The organism is Mycolicibacterium sp. XJ2546 (assembly GCF_053483195.1).
Map to the genome: position 1 here is coordinate 25,465 of NZ_JBEFRW010000004.1, position 15,395 is coordinate 40,859.

The window sequence follows — 15,395 nt, forward strand, 5'->3', positions numbered from 1 at the left end:
GTGGTAACCGTACGGCCTTCGATTGCCGGCGACGCAGGGTCAGTCGCCAGCGACCCCGCGCCCGCCACTGAACCTCGGCGCGTCTGGGGCGTCGGCCTGTTCGTTGCGCTGTCCATCCTGTACTTCGCCGTCGGGGCCGTACTCGTGTTGCAGTTCAACATGTTCGATCCGGATGCACCGAGCCGTGTCGCCAATGCCGGATACGTGGTGATGAGCCGCCATCCGCATCTGTCGGCCATCGGCTTCGTCTGGAATCCGCTGCCGAGCATGGTTCAGATACCGATGCTTCCGCTCAGCCAGTGGTGGCCCGAACTGAAGACCCACGGACTGGCCGGCGTTATGCAGAGCGCGTTGTTCATGGCGGCCGCGGCTGTGCTGATACGGCGTATCGCGCTGGACCGCGGCGTGGGTAAGGCCTGGCGTTGGTTGGCCGTCGGATGCTTCGCGCTGCAGCCGATGATCATCATCTACGGGGCATCCGGGATGAGCGAAGCGGCCCATATATTTTGCCTCCTGTGGTGCGTGCGCCACCTCCTGCAGTGGGTGCGTTTTGAGCGGGTGGGCGATTTGGCCTGGGCCGGCATCGCTTTGGGCCTCGGTTACCTCTGTCGCTATGAAACGGTCCCCGCCGCCTGCGGTGCGGCGCTACTCGTCGGGGCCTTCGCATTCCACGCCGCACATCGATCGCAACGAGTCAACAACGCCATTCTCTGTGTCATCATCGTGCTCTTCCCGCTGGCTACAGCCTTCATCGTCTGGGCACTGACCAGCTGGGTGGTTTCAGGTGAACTGTTCGCGACGTTGTCATCGCAGTACGGCAACGACAGTCAGGTCAGCGCTGCAGCGGAGCGGGGCGGCCCGCTTGGCGAGGCCGCGTCCAGCGACTGGGTGGTGATCGCCGCACGATTGCTCGGGATGCAGCCGTTCGTCGTGTTGGCTGTGGCGGTCGCCGTCGCACACAGCGTGCTGCGCCGGAGAGCCGACGCGCTGGTGCCGGTCGCCGTGCTCGGACCCGTTCTGGCATTCGCCGTGTGGGGCCAGTACACGTCGTCCACTTTCGGCTGGTTCCGGTTCTACCTGTTGGCCGTCCCGCTGGTGATCTGTGTAGCGCTGGCATTGTGGGAGCCTGGTTCAACTGGCAAAGACGTTCGGGGGCTTGCCGATAATGTGGCGGCTCGCGCGGGTGCGGTGCTGCTGAGCGTCTCACTGATGATCGGGATTCCGGTGACCCTCGCCGCGATGGCCGACGAACGGATCGGCAATCAACAACTTCAGTTCGGTCTGCGGTCCCTAGTCGACCCGGAGCGGTATCCGCCTGAGGAACAGTGGTACCGACGGCTGATGGTCAACGACCGTGCGCTGGCCGACTACTTCGACCGCAAGCGGCTGCCCGACGGCGCGGTGTTGATGGACACGTTCAACACCTGGGGTGTCTGGTTGGCGTCGGACCGGCCACGCCAATTCGTGATCACCAGCGATTACGACTTCGCCGCGGCGCTGAACCGGCCGTGGGACTTCGGCGTGCGGTACATCGTGGCGAGCAATCCGAACATCAGCAACGCCGATGCCCTGAACCTGCGCTATCCGACGCTATGGCAGGACGGCGCCGGGCTCGGCACGCTGGTGCATTCGGTATACGGCGCGACGGGCGACGAACGGTTCCGGATCTACCGCACGACCGGGCGGCCGGCGACCGCCAAGCCGACCGCGGATCAGATCAGCCAAGCCGGCGCAACCGGGGCTCCAGGTCCTTCTGAAACAGCTCCAGGAACCGGCGCTGATCGTGCCCCGGCGCGTGGAACACCAGGTGGTTGAGCCCCCACTTCACGTACTGGCCGACCTTTTCGACGGCTTCGTCCGGATCTGACGCGACAATCCAGCGTTTGGCCACCTGTTCGATCGGCAGCGCGTCGGCGGCCTTCTCCATCTCGATCGGGTCGTCGATGCTGTGCTTCTGCTCGGCGGTCAGCGACAGCGGCGCCCAGAACCGGGTGTTCTCCAACGCCAGGTCCGGGTCCGGGTCATAGGAGATCTTGATCTCGATCATCCGGTCGATGTCGTCGGCGTTGCGGTCGGCCTTCTCGGCGCCTTCTTTGACCGCGGGGATGAGCTTGTCCTGGTACAGCTCCGCACCCTTACCTGACGTGCAGATGAACCCGTCGCCCGCGCGGCCGGCGTACTTGGCCACCACCGGGCCGCCCGCGGCGATGTAGACCGGTATGCCGCCGTCGGGCACGTCGTAGATCGACGCCCCCTTGGTGTGGTAATACTCGCCGTCGAAGTCCACCCGGTCGCCGAGCCACAGCTCACGCATCAGCCGCACGGATTCCCGCAGCCGGGCGAAGCGCTCCTTGAACTCCGGCCAGTCGCCCTCGTAGCCGGTGGCGATCTCGTTGAGCGCCTCCCCGGTGCCCACCCCGAGGAAGATCCGGTCCGGGTACAGGCAGCCCATGGTGGCGAACGCCTGCGCGATGACGGCCGGGTTGTAGCGGAAGGTCGGCGTCAGCACCGACGTGCCCAGCACGATGCGCTTGGTGCGTTCACCGACCGCCGTCATCCAGGACAGCGAGAACGGCGCGTGGCCGCCCTCGTGCCGCCAGGGCTGGAAGTGATCGCTGACCGTCGCGCTGTCCATGCCGTGTGCTTCTGCCTCGACGCCCAATTCGACGAGTTCACGCGGGGCGAACTGCTCCGCCGACGCCTTGTATCCGAGTTTGAGTTCAGCCACGTCTCAGTTCTACTCCACTATCTAGACTCGCGGGATGGCACCGGTCCTGACCGCCGTCACCGACACCGTCCATTTCGCCCATACCGAGCTCGTCAACTGGACGCTAGTCACCGACGGTGATGGTGTGCTGCTGATCGACGCCGGTTTCCCCGGCAGCCGCGACGAAGTGCTGGCGTCGCTGCGCCAACTGGGCTTCGGCGTCGAGCACCTGCGGGCGATCCTGCTCACGCACGCCCACGTCGACCATTTCGGTTCGGCCATCTGGTTCTCCAAAATCCATGGCACACCGGTATATTCGCATGCCGCCGAGGTGGGCCACGCCAAACGCGAGTACCTGGAGCAGGCATCGCCGGTCGACATCGCCAAGCACATCTGGCACCCGCGTTATCTGGCGTGGACGGTGGCGATCACCCGCAAGGGTGCACTGACCCGCGAAGGTATACCGGCGGCCCAACCGCTCACCGACGACGTCGCCGCGGCGCTGCCCGGCCAGCCGGTTGCGGTTGCCACCCCTGGCCACACCGGCGGGCACTGCTCCTATCTGGTGGACGGTGTGCTGATCAGCGGTGACGCGCTGGTCACCGGGCACCCGCTGGCACCGCGCGGCGGGCCGCAGCTGCTGCCCACGCTGTTCAACCACGACCAAGACGGCTGCGTGCGCAGCCTGGGCGCATTGGCGAGGCTCGACGCCGAGGTGCTGCTGCCAGGACACGGACCGGTGTGGCGCGGATCAGTCCGGCAGGCCGCCGAAACCGCCAGGCGCGGGGCGACTCTCAAATGAGGCTCTGGTAACCCAGCAGGAAGATCGCGGTCAGGCACAGCCCGCACCCCACCACGACGGCTGGCATCAGGATCATGCTGTCGAGTTCTTCGTCGTCGAGCACGTCATCCTCGAACCGGCCGAACAGCACGCGCGCCACCCCGGTCCGGCGGAACAACCGGACCATCCCGCGCACCGACCTGGTGTTTCGCCTCCGGCCGATGAACACCCGCGACGCGAGCCCGAGCGCAAACGTTCCGGCGGCAGCCAACAGGATCAGCCAGCCGACGGTCGTCTGCGTCAACGTCACATGTCCACTTCCCTGTCGGCCTCGATTGCCACGGTTTGCCCGTTGAGAGCCTTGGCAAACGCGACAGGAAACACCTCACCGTCTGACGGCAACGGTTCGTCCAGGGGAATGTATCCGGTTGCCAGATAAAGCGCTTCAGCCTCGGGTTGGCGGTCTCCGGTCATCAGGTACACCCGCCGATAGCCGCGCGCGGCGATCTCGGCCTCCAGCGCGGCCAGCAGCGCCCTCGCGTGACCCTGACGCCGAAACCGGCTGTCGGTCCAGATGCGCTTGAGTTCTGCGGTGTTCTCGTCGAAGCGGCAGAACCCGCCGCCGGTGACCGGCTGATCGCCGAGCATCCCGATCAGCAGCCCGCCGCTAGGCGGGGCGAAAGCGTGCGGCGGCACCGAACGCAGCCATTTCATGACGCGTTCCTCGCTGCCGCCGTACCGGCCGGCGTACTCCTTGGCCAACTCGGCGAGCAGCGGCGCAGCCAGCGGGTCGTCCTGAGTGACCGGTACGAAGCGAAGGTGCATCACTTCCATGTCTACCGCGAGGAGCGCAGGCCTATTCCGGCACGCTTCCCCGATGAACTTGACACGTGTAAAGTTTGGCCGCATGGACAACATCAGGGGCAAGACCATCGCGATCACCGGCGCTGCCCGCGGCATCGGCTACGCGACCGCGAAGGCGCTGCTCGAGCACGGCGCGCGGGTGGTGATCGGCGACCGTGACGTGGCCTTTCAGGAGTCGGCCGTCGCTCAGCTCACCAAGCTCGGGCCGGTGTCGGGGTATCCGCTCGACGTCACCGACCGCGAGTCGTTCACGACGTTTCTGGACAAGGCGCGCACCGACGGTGGCGGCCACATCGACGTGCTCATCAACAACGCGGGCGTGATGCCGATCGGCCCGTTCCTCGAGCAATCCGAGCAGTCCATCCGGTCCTCGATCGAGGTGAACCTCTACGGCGTCATCGCGGGCTGCCAGCTGGTGCTGCCGGGCATGATCGCGCGCCGCAGCGGACACGTCATCAACATCGCCTCGCTGTCGGGCCTCATCCCGGTGCCGGGCCAGGTGGTGTACGTGGGCGCCAAGTTCGGCGTGGTGGGGCTGTCGGCCGCGCTGGCCGACGAGATGGCGCCGCACGGTGTCGACGTCTCCGTGATCATGCCGCCGTTCACCAAAACCGAGCTGATCTCGGGCACCAAGAGCAGCGGAGCCATCAAGCCGGTGGAGCCCGAAGACATCGCCGCGGCCGTGGTCAAGACACTGCAGAAGCCGAAAACCCATGTCTCCGTTCCGCCTCCGCTGCGGTTCACCGCGCAGGCCGCGCAGCTGCTCGGCCCGCGCGCACGCCGTTGGCTGAACAACAAGCTGGGACTGGACCGGGTGTTCCTGGAATTCGACGCCACCGCGCGCCAGGGCTACGAGCAGCGCGCGCAGGACGCCCAGGGCGTAGTGGAGGACTAGCCGTTACCGGCAGCCCCGCGAGCGCACAGCCTGGTACGGAAAGCGAGGGAAAAAGCGTACGAGGATGAGCTCTCACGCCGCCTTCACGCTAAGGGGTGAAGCTCGGTACCTGATCGCCGGCGCGGTATGCCTCGATCACGTCGAGGCACTCGAACAGCTCCTCGAAGCCGAACTGGTAGTCCTCGCCGGTACCGACGAACACCACGTGGACGATGTCGGCGTTGTCGGCTGCGGTCAGCACGATCGTCGTCGCGTCGACGGTGTCGTCGTCGCCGACGTCGGCCTGTGAGGGCGCATAGAACCACAGCGCCGACTCGTCGTCGGAGGCGTCGTCGTCGAAGACCCAGCCGCGCTCGGTGATGCGTTGGTCCAACTCCTCGAGCACCGCGGCGATTTCGATGTCGTCGGACATCGCGGCCATGACGGAGTCCGGCACCCAGCGGGCGTCGCGCGCGGCCCGCCGCTTGCGCCGCCGTGCCTTCTTCTCATTCGACCGCCGCGACACTAACTCAACGCCTCGTCGATGTCGGCGATCAGATCCTCAGTGTTTTCCAGCCCCACCGAGATTCGCACCACCCCGTCGCCGAGTCCGATCGCCGCCCTGCCCTCCGGGCCCATCGCGCGGTGGGTGGTGGTGGACGGATGGGTGACCAGCGACTTGGCGTCGCCCAGGTTGTTGGAGATGTCGATGAGTCGCAGCTTGTCAAGCACTTCGAAGGCGCGCTGCTTTGTGCCGCTTCCCAGCTCGAACGTGATCACCGTGCCGCCGCCAGTCATCTGGCGCTTGGCCAGGTCGTACTGCGGATGCGATTCCAGGAACGGGTACCGCACCCAGCTGACGGCAGGATGGTTCTCCAAGAACTCCGCGATGCGCTGCGCCGACGCGTTCTGATATTCCACCCGAAGCGCCAACGTCTCCAAACCTTTCAGCAGCGTCCACGCATTGAATGCGCTGATCGCCGGGCCGGTGTGGCGCATCAGTTTTTGCACCGGTTCGTCGATGTAGTCCTTGTCGCCCAGAATCGCCCCGCCGAGCACGCGACCCTGCCCGTCGATGTGCTTGGTGCCCGAATACACCACGACGTCGACACCGAGCGGAAAGCCTTGCTGCAGAATCGGGGTGGCGAATACGTTGTCCAGCACCACTTTTGCACCCGCGTCGTGGGCGAGCTCGCACACCGCGGCAATGTCGACCAGCGACTGCATCGGGTTCGACGGCGTCTCGAAGAACACGGCCGCGGTCGGCACTGATAGCGCCTGTTCCCACTGGGACAGATCCTCGCCGTCGACGAAAACCGTTTCCACACCCCACCGGGGCAGGATCTCGTCGCACACCACAAAGCACGAACCGAACAGGCTGCGCGCGGCGACCAAGCGGTCACCGGCGCCGAGCAACGCGCCCAGCGACGTGAACACCGCCGCCATCCCGGTGGCCGTAGCAAAGCAGGCGGGCGCGCCTTCGATCAGGCGCAGCCGCTCCTCGAACATCGAGATGGTCGGGTTGCCGTAGCGCGAGTACACGTAGCGGTCGACCTCGCCGGTGAACGCCTTTTCGGCCTCGGCGGCCGATGCATAGACGTATCCCGACGTGAGGTACATCGCCTCAGCGGTCTCCTCGAACTGCGACCGCAGCAGCCCGCCGCGCGCACCGATGGTGGCCTGCCCGACACCGTCGGGCAGTTCGGCGGGCCGCCGCACCGACGGCACTTCGGGGTCGTCGCTCATGACTGCTTCCACGGCAGGCCGACGGCCTTCCACCCGCTTCCCCCGCGGTGCCAGCGCTCGTCGAGGTGGCCTTCGAACCCGTCGAGCACGTTGTAGGCGGGCGCGATACCGGCCGCGGTGGCGGCCTCCGCGGCGCCGATCGAGCGGTTACCCGAGCGGCACAAGAACACCACCGGCCGCTCGGCGTTGTCACCGATCTGGTCGACGAGGTCCTCGACGAACGCCTCGTTGTGCGTACCGTCGGAGCGGTTCCATTCGATGAACACGACATCGCGCCGCAGCGGGCCCAGATCCGGAACGCCGACGAAACGCCATTCGGCTTCGGTGCGACAATCCACGAGCACTGCCTCCGGGACGTCGGTCAGCAGCGTCCAGGCCTCCTGCGGCGTGATGTCTCCGGCATAGTTCACGGACCGAAGTCTCCCATAGCTACCTGGGACCGGCCGAACAGACCTTCCATGCCCCGTCTTCGCGGACAAAGCTGATGGGAACAGTGGTTTTGGCGTCCGGCGCCTTGTCGAAGTGGTAGGTCACCTCGGCGCTGGCACGCTCACCGTCGACCTCGACGTCGGTGACGTCGTCGACGAACCGCTCGCCGCGCGACTCGACCGAATCCTGTTGACCGGCAAGCATGTCGGCTTCGGTGCCGCGTTCGGCGGCACACGTGTGGGAACGGAAGTCGGCGTAGCTCTCCCGCTGCAGCGCGTCGTTCTGCGCGATCACCGCGCGGGCGACCTGCTGCTCGGCGGACGGTTCGCCGTCGCCCAACAGATTGAACATCACGATGCCGACGCCGACGAGCGCCACGACGGCCAGCGCAGCCAGAAACGGCCCCATCGTCGGCCGGTCCGCCTGATTCGGCTCGGACATGGCTACCAGAGCCCGCGCAGCGCCGCCGTGACGCGCCTCGCGCGGTCGCGGGCCACGATCGGGTCGGCCGCGGTCGCGATCGCCACCCCCAACCGGCGCGGCGTCTCGCCGTCGTCGGGCCGGTTGAACAACCGCACGTCGCTTTCGGCCACGGTCAGCGCATCGGCGAGCACGGCCTGCGGGTCCACCCCCGCCCCGGTGGTGGATTCGGCACCGGCGTAGGCCACTTCGGCGGCGGCCGGAGAAATCATGATGGTGTCCACCGGCAGGCCGAGGATCGCACGCGCGTGCAGTTCGAACTCCGAAAGCCGTTGGGAGCGCAGAGTTACCAAACCACTGTCGTGCAGACGCGGCTGCACGCTGTCGAAGTACACCTCGTCGCCGCGCACCAGCAGCTCGACACCGAACACGCCGCGCCCGCCCAGCGAGTTCACAATGCGCGCGGCGATCGACTTGGCGACATCCAGCGCGGCCGACGGCATCGGCTGCGGCTGCCAGCATTCCAGCACGCCGCCGTCGACCTGGCGGTGACCGATCGGCTCGCAGAAATGCACCGTCGGCCCCGTCGGTCCGGTGGTCCGCACGGTCAGCAGCGTGACCTCGAAGTCGACGTCGACGACCGTCTCGGCCATCACCCGGTTGTGCGGGATCCGGCCCGCGACGACGGCGCGCTGCCACGCCGGCTCGACGTCCTCGACCCGCAGCAGCACGGACTCCCCCTCACCCGGCGCCGCCGAGACGGGCTTGACCACCAGCGGAAAGCCGGCGTGTTGGGCCACCGCGGTCAACTCCTCGGCCGAACCGGCGAACCAGAACGGCGCGGTGGGCAGGCCCAGTTCGTCGGCGGCCAGCCGGCGCAGACCCTCCCGGTCCAGTGACAGCCGGGTGCTGCGCGGGGTCGGGAACACCTCGACCTCGCCCCGTTCGGCGACCGCGATCAACGCATCGGCGGCGATCAACCCGGCCTCGGCCACGATGTAGCGCGGCGCTTCCTTCTCGATCAGCGCGGTCAGCGCGTCGGCGTCGGTCATCTGGGCGACGACCGACCGCTCGGCCACCGCGTGTGCGGGCGCGTCGGCGTAGCGGTCCACCGCGATGACATCGGCGCCCAGCCCCTGAAAAGCCAGTGCCAGCTCGCGGCTCAGCTCGCCGGCACCGAGCAGCATCACCGTCGAGTTCGCCGATTTCGGCTCTGGGGCTGTGTCCGGTTCGGTCGTGTCACTCATCGCGCCGTCCAGCCTGCCAGATACCGGCCCAGCGGGCTCATGGGCATCTCTGAAATATTGGTGGGTATGTCGCGCCGCGTGTCCTGGATAGTGGCCGTGCTCGTGGTCGGGGTCTCCGGCCTGTTGATGGCGCTGATCGGCAGCGACGATTCCAGTGACCGGTCGCCGGTTCCGGTGCCCGACTCCGCCGAGTCCGCCCGCGTCGACGAGCTGCGCGCGCAGTTCCCCGGAGGCGACGCCGCCCCCGCGATCATCGTCGTCACCCGTACCGACGGCGCGTTGCTGAGCCCGGCCGACATCGACGCCGTCAACCAGAAGTGGCCCGCACAGGTCTCCGCCGACGGCCAGGCCGCGCTGGCGGCGGTGCCGCTGGACTCGGAGCTGTCGGGCTTCGAGCTCAACGACGCGGTCAAGCAGCTGCGCCAGCAGGCCGCGGCGGGGCTACCGCCGGATCTGCGCACCGAGGTCACGGGCGGCCCGGCGTTCGGCGCCGATATCGCCAACTCGTTCTCGGGCGCCAACATCACGCTGCTGGCGGTGACGGCCACCGTCGTGGCGGTGCTGCTGATCATCACGTACCGCTCCCCCGTGCTGTGGCTGGTGCCGTTGGCGGTGATCGGGTTCGCCGACCGGGTGGCCGCGGTGCTGGGCACCGCCGTGGCTCAGGCCGTCGGCATGACGCCGGACGGGTCGACGTCGGGCATCACCAGCGTGCTGGTGTTCGGCGCGGGCACCAACTACGCGTTGCTGCTGATCTCGCGCTACCGAGAGGAGTTGGGCCGCAAGGAGAACCACCGCGAGGGGTTGGGCACCGCGGTGCGTCGGGCCGGGCCGGCCATCTTGGCGAGCAACGCGACGGTGGTGCTGGCGTTACTGACGCTGATCTTCGCCTCCTCACCGAGTGTGCGCAGCCTCGGGGTGCAGGCGGCGGCCGGGTTGATCGTCGCTGCGGTGTACGTGCTATTGGTGCTGCCGCCGCTGCTGGCGTTGTTCGGCAGGCGGTTGTTCTGGCCGTTCATTCCGCAGATGGGCGCCAAACCCCTGACCGACAGCGGGATCTGGCACCGCATCGCCGAATCGGTGGCCCGCCGTCCCGGCCCGGTCGCTGCGGTGTCGATCGCGGGGCTGGCGCTGTTGTGCATCGGGGTGTGGAACACGCCGGTCGGCCTGTCTCAGACTGAACAATTCCGGGTGCAGGCCGAGTCCGTCACCGGATACGAACGGCTCTCCGAGCACTTTCCCAGCGGCCTGACCGACCCGACGCACGTGGTCGCGCCGACCGATCGGGCGGCCGACGTCGAACGCGCGATCACCGAGACGCCCGGCGTGGTGTCGGCGACGCCGGCGGGCCAAAGCCCGACCGGGCTCACCCAGTGGTCGGTGGTGCTCGACGCGGAACCGGCGTCCGACGAGGCGTTCACCATCGTCGACGAGCTGCGCGCCTCGGTCAGCGCGGTCGACGACGACGCGTTGGTTGGCGGATCGGATGCCACCGCGCGCGACGCCAGCGCCGCCGCGGGGCACGACCGGGCGGTTGTGGTGCCGGCGATTCTGGTCGTGGTGCTGGCTGTGCTGTATGTGCTGCTGCGGTCGGCGTTGGCGCCGCTGGTGCTGGTGGCGGTGACGGTGCTCAGCGCGCTGGCCGCGCTGGGTCTGGGCGGCTGGGCCAGCGTGCACATCTTCGGCTTCCCGGCGTTGGACAACACCGCGCCGCTGTTCGCGTTCCTGTTCCTGGTGGCGCTGGGCGTGGACTACACCATCTTCTTGGTCACCCGTGCGCGTGAGGAGACACCCGAGCACGGCACCCGCAACGGCATCGTGCGTGCGGTATCGGCGACCGGCGCTGTCATCACCAGCGCCGGCATCGTGCTCGCGGCGGTGTTCTGCGTGCTGGGCGTGCTGCCGCTGATCGTGTTGACCCAGGTGGGCATCATCGTCGGGCTCGGCATCCTGTTGGACACGTTCCTGGTGCGCACGGTGATCATCCCTGCGTTGTTCACGCTGATCGGCCCGCGCATCTGGTGGCCGGCCCCGTGGGTCAGGGAGTCGGGCGCCCACTCTCCCGCCGAAAGGGACGATTTGCACGGTTAGCGCGAGTAAAAACGACCAAAGCGTCGGTCCCGGCGCGAGCGCTCGCCGGTACCGTCGAAAGCATGACCGAATCCGTTGCGGCGCCGCCGCTGCACATGCGGCGCGACGGGTTCAACCCGACGCCAGCGCTGCGGGAGATCCGCGAGCGCCTCGGGGTGTCCACGTCGACCAACTCGTTCGGCATGCAGGTCTACCTGGTGACCCGCCATGACGACATCAAGGCCGTGCTGTCGGATCACGAACGGTTCTCCAACGTCCGTCCACCCGGTTTCGTGCTGCCCGGCGCGCCAACGCTTTCCGAGGAAGAGTTGGCCAGGGCCCGCTCCGGAAACCTGCTGGGCCTCGACCCGCCCGAACACCAGCGGCTGCGCCGCATGCTCACCCCGGAGTTCACCATCAGGCGGATGAAGCGGCTGGAACCGCGCATCACCCAAATCGTCGACGAGCACCTCGACGCGATGGCCGGCGCCGGTCCGCCCGTCGACCTGGTCGAAGCCTTCGCGCTGCCGATTCCGTCGCTGGCGATCTGCGAACTGCTGGGGGTGCCCTACGAAGACCGCGCGGAGTTCCAGCAGCGCAGCGCGCGTCAACTCGACCTGTCCGCGCCCGTTGCCGAGCGGCTGGACATGCAGCGGCAGGGCCGCGCCTACATGGGCTCGCTGGTCGAGCGCGCCCGCACCGAGCCCGGCGACGACATCCTTGGCATGCTGGTCCGCGAGCACGGCGCCGACCTCACCGACGACGAGCTCATCGGCGTGGCCGGCCTGCTGCTGCTCGCGGGACACGAGACCACGTCGAACATGTTGGGGCTGGGCACATTGGCGCTGCTGCGCCACCCCGACCAGTTGGCCGCAGTGCGTGACGACCCGGACGCCGTGGGACCCGCGGTGGAGGAGCTGATGCGGTGGTTGTCGATCGTGCACAGCGCGATTCCGCGTTACACCACCACCGACGTCGAAGTGGCCGGGGTAAAGATCCCGGCGGGCGAACTCGTGTTCGTCTCATTGCCGTCGGGCAACCGCGATCCGGACTTCATCGACGCGCCCGACCTGTTCGACATCCGGCGCGGCGCGATCGGGCATCTCGGGTTCGGCCACGGTGTGCACCACTGTCTCGGCGCGCCGCTGGCCCGAATGGAGATGCGCATCGCGTTTCCCGCACTGCTGCGCAGGTTTCCGACGTTGGAGCTGGCCGAGGATTTCGACGATGTACCGTTCCGGTCGTTTCACTTCATCTACGGTCTGAAATCGTTGAAGGTGAAATGGTGAAAGTTCAAGCTGACCGCAATGTGTGCATCCAAGCGGGAAACTGTGTGATGGTGGCCGACGCGGTGTTCGATCAGGACGACGACGGCATCGTGGTGGTCCTTGTCGACACGGACGGCGGAGACGTCCAAACCGGCGAGGTGCCCGAGGAACAGGTGCACAACGTGCAGGAAGCGGTCAAGCTCTGCCCCTCACAGGCGTTGCGGCTGATCGACTAGTCGTCCTGCTCCAAGCACAGCCCGCGGTTGCTGGCGGGCCACGCCCAGCTGCGCCATCCGTCGTCAGCCTTTTGCACCGAGCCCACGATCATATTCAGCGCTCGTGGCTTACGGCTGATGATCGAGGTCGATCACGCCGGCCCGGACCAGCAGCAAAATACTGACCACCAGCACCCACAGCGGGAACGCCAGCACCAGCCACATGCTGACGTCGGCGGCGATCAGAAGCCCGACGGCCACCAGGTAGGTGGCCACGACAAGCCAGCGGGGCATCAGCCCGGTCCGCAGCCAGATGGTAGCCAGCGAGATCATGAACACCGCAGCCATCCGCAGTCCGTAGGTGGTGCTGAGGACTTCGAGCATGGCCTGGCCGAACGCCGCTACCTCGTCGCGCGCGGTCACGTCGGCCTGACCAGCCCGGCTGGCGACCAGGCCCGCACCCACCGCCGACGACGCGAAGATCATCGCCAAGAACAGCAGACCGCTGCCGATGAACACCGTCGCAAAGAACTTGTCCTCGTAGCGGCCGAAGCCGTCACGGATGACACCGATGAACCACAGAAACGCGATGCCGGCGAACGGCATCAGGATCGCCGAGGCCCGCAGTTGGCCGCTCGCGCCCGCGATCCACTGCGATCCGGGTTCAGCCCCGTCGGGCAGAGCGGTGCGGATCAGCACGAGTGCAGTACCGAAGAGCAGCGCGAACAGCACCCCGGCCACCGCAGCCGCCCTCGGTGTCGAAAGCCGGTGTGGTCGCGGCGAGTTCACGGTTGTCCGGGCAGCAGCAGAATCATCAGCCCGTTGGCTTCGGCGAGCAGGTTCGCGTCCGGGTCTCGCAGTTCGGCGTTGACGAACGCCTTGCGGCCCTCGGCTTTTCGCATCCACCCCCGCGCCGTCAACGGCGTGTCGATGGGGGTCACCTTGCGGTAGTCCACGTGCAAGAACGCGGTGCGGCTGATCGGCCGGCCGACGGCGTGGATGACCATGCCGAACACCGAGTCGAACAGCAACGGCAGCACGCCCCCGTGAACCGCGGAGTTACCGCCCACCGAGAACCGGCTGAACTGCACGGTGAGCTCGACACCCTCGGGGCTCATAGTGACATCCCGGTACGGCGGCATCAGCAGGCTGCCGGCGCCGGGCAGATCCGGCACCCGGTTGGCCGGCCCGACGCCTTCGGGTGCTTCGAAAGGTTCGAGCAGCTTGACGAGTTCCTCGGTGCGGTCGGCGGCCAAGTCCCATGTGTCACCGTCGGGATCGGCGGAGACAGCCAAATCCTGCAGGCGGCGCATCGCGGTCAGGAACCGGCCGAACCCCGGCCCTGGCTGCGCGGGCTCGAAATCGGGGAAGCCGCCATGCTTGTCGTAGTCGGGGTCGATCAGATGCGGATCTTGGCTCACGAACGGGCCGCCAGGACGTCACGGCGCACGATGGTCTGTTCGCGGCCAGGGCCCACCCCGATACACGAAACATACGCTCCTGCAAGCTCTTGCACCCGCAACACGTAGTCGCGTGCTTTGGCGGGCAGATCGTCGAACTCACGGGCCCCGGAGATGTCTTCCCACCAACCTGGCAGTTCCTCGTAGATCGGTTCGGCGCGAGCGATGTCGGACTGGGTCATCGGCATGTCGGTGAGGCGTTTACCGTCCACTCGGTAACCCACGCACACCGGCACGGTCTCCAGGCTGGACAGCACGTCGAGTTTGGTCAGGAAGTAGTCGGTGATTCCGTTGACGCGGGTGGCGTAGCGGGCAATCACCGCGTCGAACCATCCGCAGCGGCGCTGCCGTCCCGTCGTCACACCGACCTCACCGCCCGCCTTCGAAAGGTATTCGCCCTTCTCGTCGAACAACTCGGTCGGGAACGGGCCCGAGCCCACCCGCGTGGTGTACGCCTTGAGGATCCCCAGCACCGTGGTGATGCGGGTGGGGCCGATACCGGATCCGACCGCTGCACCACCAGCCGTCGGATTCGACGACGTCACATAGGGATACGTGCCGTGGTCGACGTCGAGCAGGGTGCCCTGCGAGCCTTCCAGCAGAACCGTCTCGCCGTCTTCCAGCGCGGTGTTGAGCAGGTAGCGGGTGTCGGCGATGCGTTGTTCGAACCCTTCGGCCTGCTCCAGCAGGGTCTCGACCACCTCGTCGGCGTCGACCGCTTTGCGGTTGTAGACCTTCACCAGCACCTGGTTTTTGAACTCCAGTGCGGCTTCGATCTTTTCGGCGAGCAAGACGGGATCGCGGACGTCGGCGACGCGAATTCCGATGCGGGCGATCTTGTCCTGGTAGCACGGGCCGATACCTCGGCCGGTGGTGCCGATCTTCTTGCTGCCCGCATAGCGTTCCACGACCTTGTCGATCGCGACGTGATACGGCATCAGCAGGTGGGCGTCGGCCGAGATGAGTAGCCGTTCGGTGTCGATGCCGCGGTCTTCGAGCCCCTTGAGCTCGGTGAGCAGTACACCCGGGTCGACGACGACGCCGTTTCCGATGACGTTGGTAACGCCGGGCGTGAGGATGCCCGAGGGGATCAAGTGAAGGGCAAAGTTCTCGCCGGTGGGCAGCACGACGGTATGGCCGGCGTTGTTGCCGCCCTGGTAGCGCACCACCCACTGGACACGCCCACCGAGTAGATCGGTGGCTTTTCCTTTGCCCTCGTCGCCCCACTGGGCGCCGATGAGCACGATTGCCGGCATGGCTCGGTCCTCGCAGTTCGCCGCTACTCTTGCATCAACACTTTGCAGCCGGTGAGCT

The 15,395-nt window shown here is 67.2% G+C and carries 17 protein-coding genes; 6 read left to right on the plus strand and 11 right to left on the minus strand.

All coding sequences use genetic code 11. The features are described from left to right. Nucleotides 1-1,815, plus strand: coding sequence for a glycosyltransferase family protein (locus tag ABQE44_RS09060; protein ID WP_448392395.1), 1,815 nt, complete (start codon nucleotides 1-3; stop codon nucleotides 1,813-1,815). Here the strand turns inward: ABQE44_RS09060 and fgd are convergent. Then, nucleotides 1,718-2,728, minus strand: coding sequence for a glucose-6-phosphate dehydrogenase (coenzyme-F420) (fgd, locus tag ABQE44_RS09065; protein ID WP_448429282.1), 1,011 nt, complete (start codon nucleotides 2,726-2,728; stop codon nucleotides 1,718-1,720). The genes ABQE44_RS09060 and fgd overlap by 98 nt on opposite strands. Nucleotides 2,729-2,762: 34 nt before the next feature. Between fgd and ABQE44_RS09070 the strand changes: the two genes are divergently transcribed. Further along, nucleotides 2,763-3,509, plus strand: coding sequence for an MBL fold metallo-hydrolase (locus tag ABQE44_RS09070; RefSeq protein WP_448392397.1), 747 nt, complete (start codon nucleotides 2,763-2,765; stop codon nucleotides 3,507-3,509). Here ABQE44_RS09070 and ABQE44_RS09075 read toward each other — a convergent pair. Both ABQE44_RS09075 and ABQE44_RS09080 read right to left on the minus strand, forming a co-directional pair. Then, nucleotides 3,502-3,798 carry a hypothetical protein gene (locus ABQE44_RS09075; protein WP_448392398.1) on the minus strand — a complete coding sequence of 99 codons (297 nt, stop codon included), beginning with the start codon at nucleotides 3,796-3,798 and terminating at the stop codon, nucleotides 3,502-3,504. The two genes, ABQE44_RS09070 and ABQE44_RS09075, sit on opposite strands and share 8 nt — an antisense overlap. Beyond that, nucleotides 3,795-4,313 carry a GNAT family N-acetyltransferase gene (locus ABQE44_RS09080; RefSeq protein WP_448392399.1) on the minus strand — a complete coding sequence of 173 codons (519 nt, stop codon included), beginning with the start codon at nucleotides 4,311-4,313 and terminating at the stop codon, nucleotides 3,795-3,797. The genes ABQE44_RS09075 and ABQE44_RS09080 overlap by 4 nt, the downstream gene beginning before the upstream one ends. Nucleotides 4,314-4,395: 82 nt before the next feature. Between ABQE44_RS09080 and ABQE44_RS09085 the strand changes: the two genes are divergently transcribed. Next, nucleotides 4,396-5,247, plus strand: a complete 852-nt coding sequence (locus ABQE44_RS09085; RefSeq protein ID WP_448429284.1) for an SDR family oxidoreductase — start codon at nucleotides 4,396-4,398, stop codon at nucleotides 5,245-5,247. 88 nt (nucleotides 5,248-5,335) lie between these two features. Here the strand turns inward: ABQE44_RS09085 and ABQE44_RS09090 are convergent, their stop codons facing one another. Genes ABQE44_RS09090 through purT form a run of 5 tightly spaced genes read right to left on the minus strand, consistent with a single transcriptional unit; the run spans nucleotide 5,336 to nucleotide 9,068 of the window. Continuing rightward, nucleotides 5,336-5,752: a hypothetical protein gene (locus ABQE44_RS09090; RefSeq protein WP_448392401.1), complete on the minus strand. Its 417-nt coding sequence runs from the start codon at nucleotides 5,750-5,752 to the stop codon at nucleotides 5,336-5,338. Next, on the minus strand, nucleotides 5,752-6,972 hold the full coding sequence (locus tag ABQE44_RS09095; protein WP_448429286.1) for an O-succinylhomoserine sulfhydrylase: 1,221 nt from the start codon (nucleotides 6,970-6,972) through the stop codon (nucleotides 5,752-5,754). Before ABQE44_RS09095 ends, ABQE44_RS09090 begins: the two co-directional genes overlap by 1 nt. After that, nucleotides 6,969-7,382 (minus strand): rhodanese-like domain-containing protein, encoded by a 414-nt coding sequence (locus ABQE44_RS09100; RefSeq protein WP_448392403.1) that lies wholly within the window; start codon nucleotides 7,380-7,382, stop codon nucleotides 6,969-6,971. The genes ABQE44_RS09095 and ABQE44_RS09100 overlap by 4 nt, the downstream gene beginning before the upstream one ends. 19 nt (nucleotides 7,383-7,401) lie before the next feature. Further along, entirely contained in the window at nucleotides 7,402-7,842 is a 441-nt protein-coding gene (locus tag ABQE44_RS09105) for an Rv0361 family membrane protein (RefSeq protein ID WP_448392404.1), read from the minus strand. Between the two features lie 2 nt (nucleotides 7,843-7,844). Beyond that, nucleotides 7,845-9,068, minus strand: a complete 1,224-nt coding sequence (purT, locus tag ABQE44_RS09110; protein ID WP_448429288.1) for a formate-dependent phosphoribosylglycinamide formyltransferase — start codon at nucleotides 9,066-9,068, stop codon at nucleotides 7,845-7,847. 66 nt (nucleotides 9,069-9,134) lie between these two features. Here purT and ABQE44_RS09115 point away from each other — a divergent pair, with 66 nt between their 5' ends. From ABQE44_RS09115 to ABQE44_RS09125, 3 genes are all read left to right on the plus strand, one after another. Then, on the plus strand, nucleotides 9,135-11,159 hold the full coding sequence (locus ABQE44_RS09115; RefSeq protein WP_448429290.1) for an MMPL family transporter: 2,025 nt from the start codon (nucleotides 9,135-9,137) through the stop codon (nucleotides 11,157-11,159). A gap of 62 nt (nucleotides 11,160-11,221) precedes the next feature. Further along, nucleotides 11,222-12,427 (plus strand): cytochrome P450, encoded by a 1,206-nt coding sequence (locus ABQE44_RS09120; protein WP_448392407.1) that lies wholly within the window; start codon nucleotides 11,222-11,224, stop codon nucleotides 12,425-12,427. Next, entirely contained in the window at nucleotides 12,424-12,642 is a 219-nt protein-coding gene (locus tag ABQE44_RS09125) for a ferredoxin (RefSeq protein ID WP_448392408.1), read from the plus strand. Before ABQE44_RS09120 ends, ABQE44_RS09125 begins: the two co-directional genes overlap by 4 nt. 108 nt (nucleotides 12,643-12,750) lie before the next feature. Here ABQE44_RS09125 and ABQE44_RS09130 read toward each other — a convergent pair whose 3' ends face one another. The 3 genes from ABQE44_RS09130 to ABQE44_RS09140 are packed head-to-tail and all read right to left on the minus strand — an operon-like array spanning nucleotide 12,751 to nucleotide 15,337. Next, complete coding sequence (locus ABQE44_RS09130) at nucleotides 12,751-13,362, minus strand: hypothetical protein (protein ID WP_448392409.1); 612 nt, start codon at nucleotides 13,360-13,362, stop codon at nucleotides 12,751-12,753. A gap of 44 nt (nucleotides 13,363-13,406) precedes the next feature. Further along, nucleotides 13,407-14,042, minus strand: a complete 636-nt coding sequence (locus tag ABQE44_RS09135) for a PaaI family thioesterase (protein WP_448392410.1) — start codon at nucleotides 14,040-14,042, stop codon at nucleotides 13,407-13,409. After that, on the minus strand, nucleotides 14,039-15,337 hold the full coding sequence (locus ABQE44_RS09140; RefSeq protein WP_448392411.1) for an adenylosuccinate synthase: 1,299 nt from the start codon (nucleotides 15,335-15,337) through the stop codon (nucleotides 14,039-14,041). The genes ABQE44_RS09135 and ABQE44_RS09140 overlap by 4 nt, the downstream gene beginning before the upstream one ends. Between the last annotated feature and the right edge of the window lie 58 nt (nucleotides 15,338-15,395).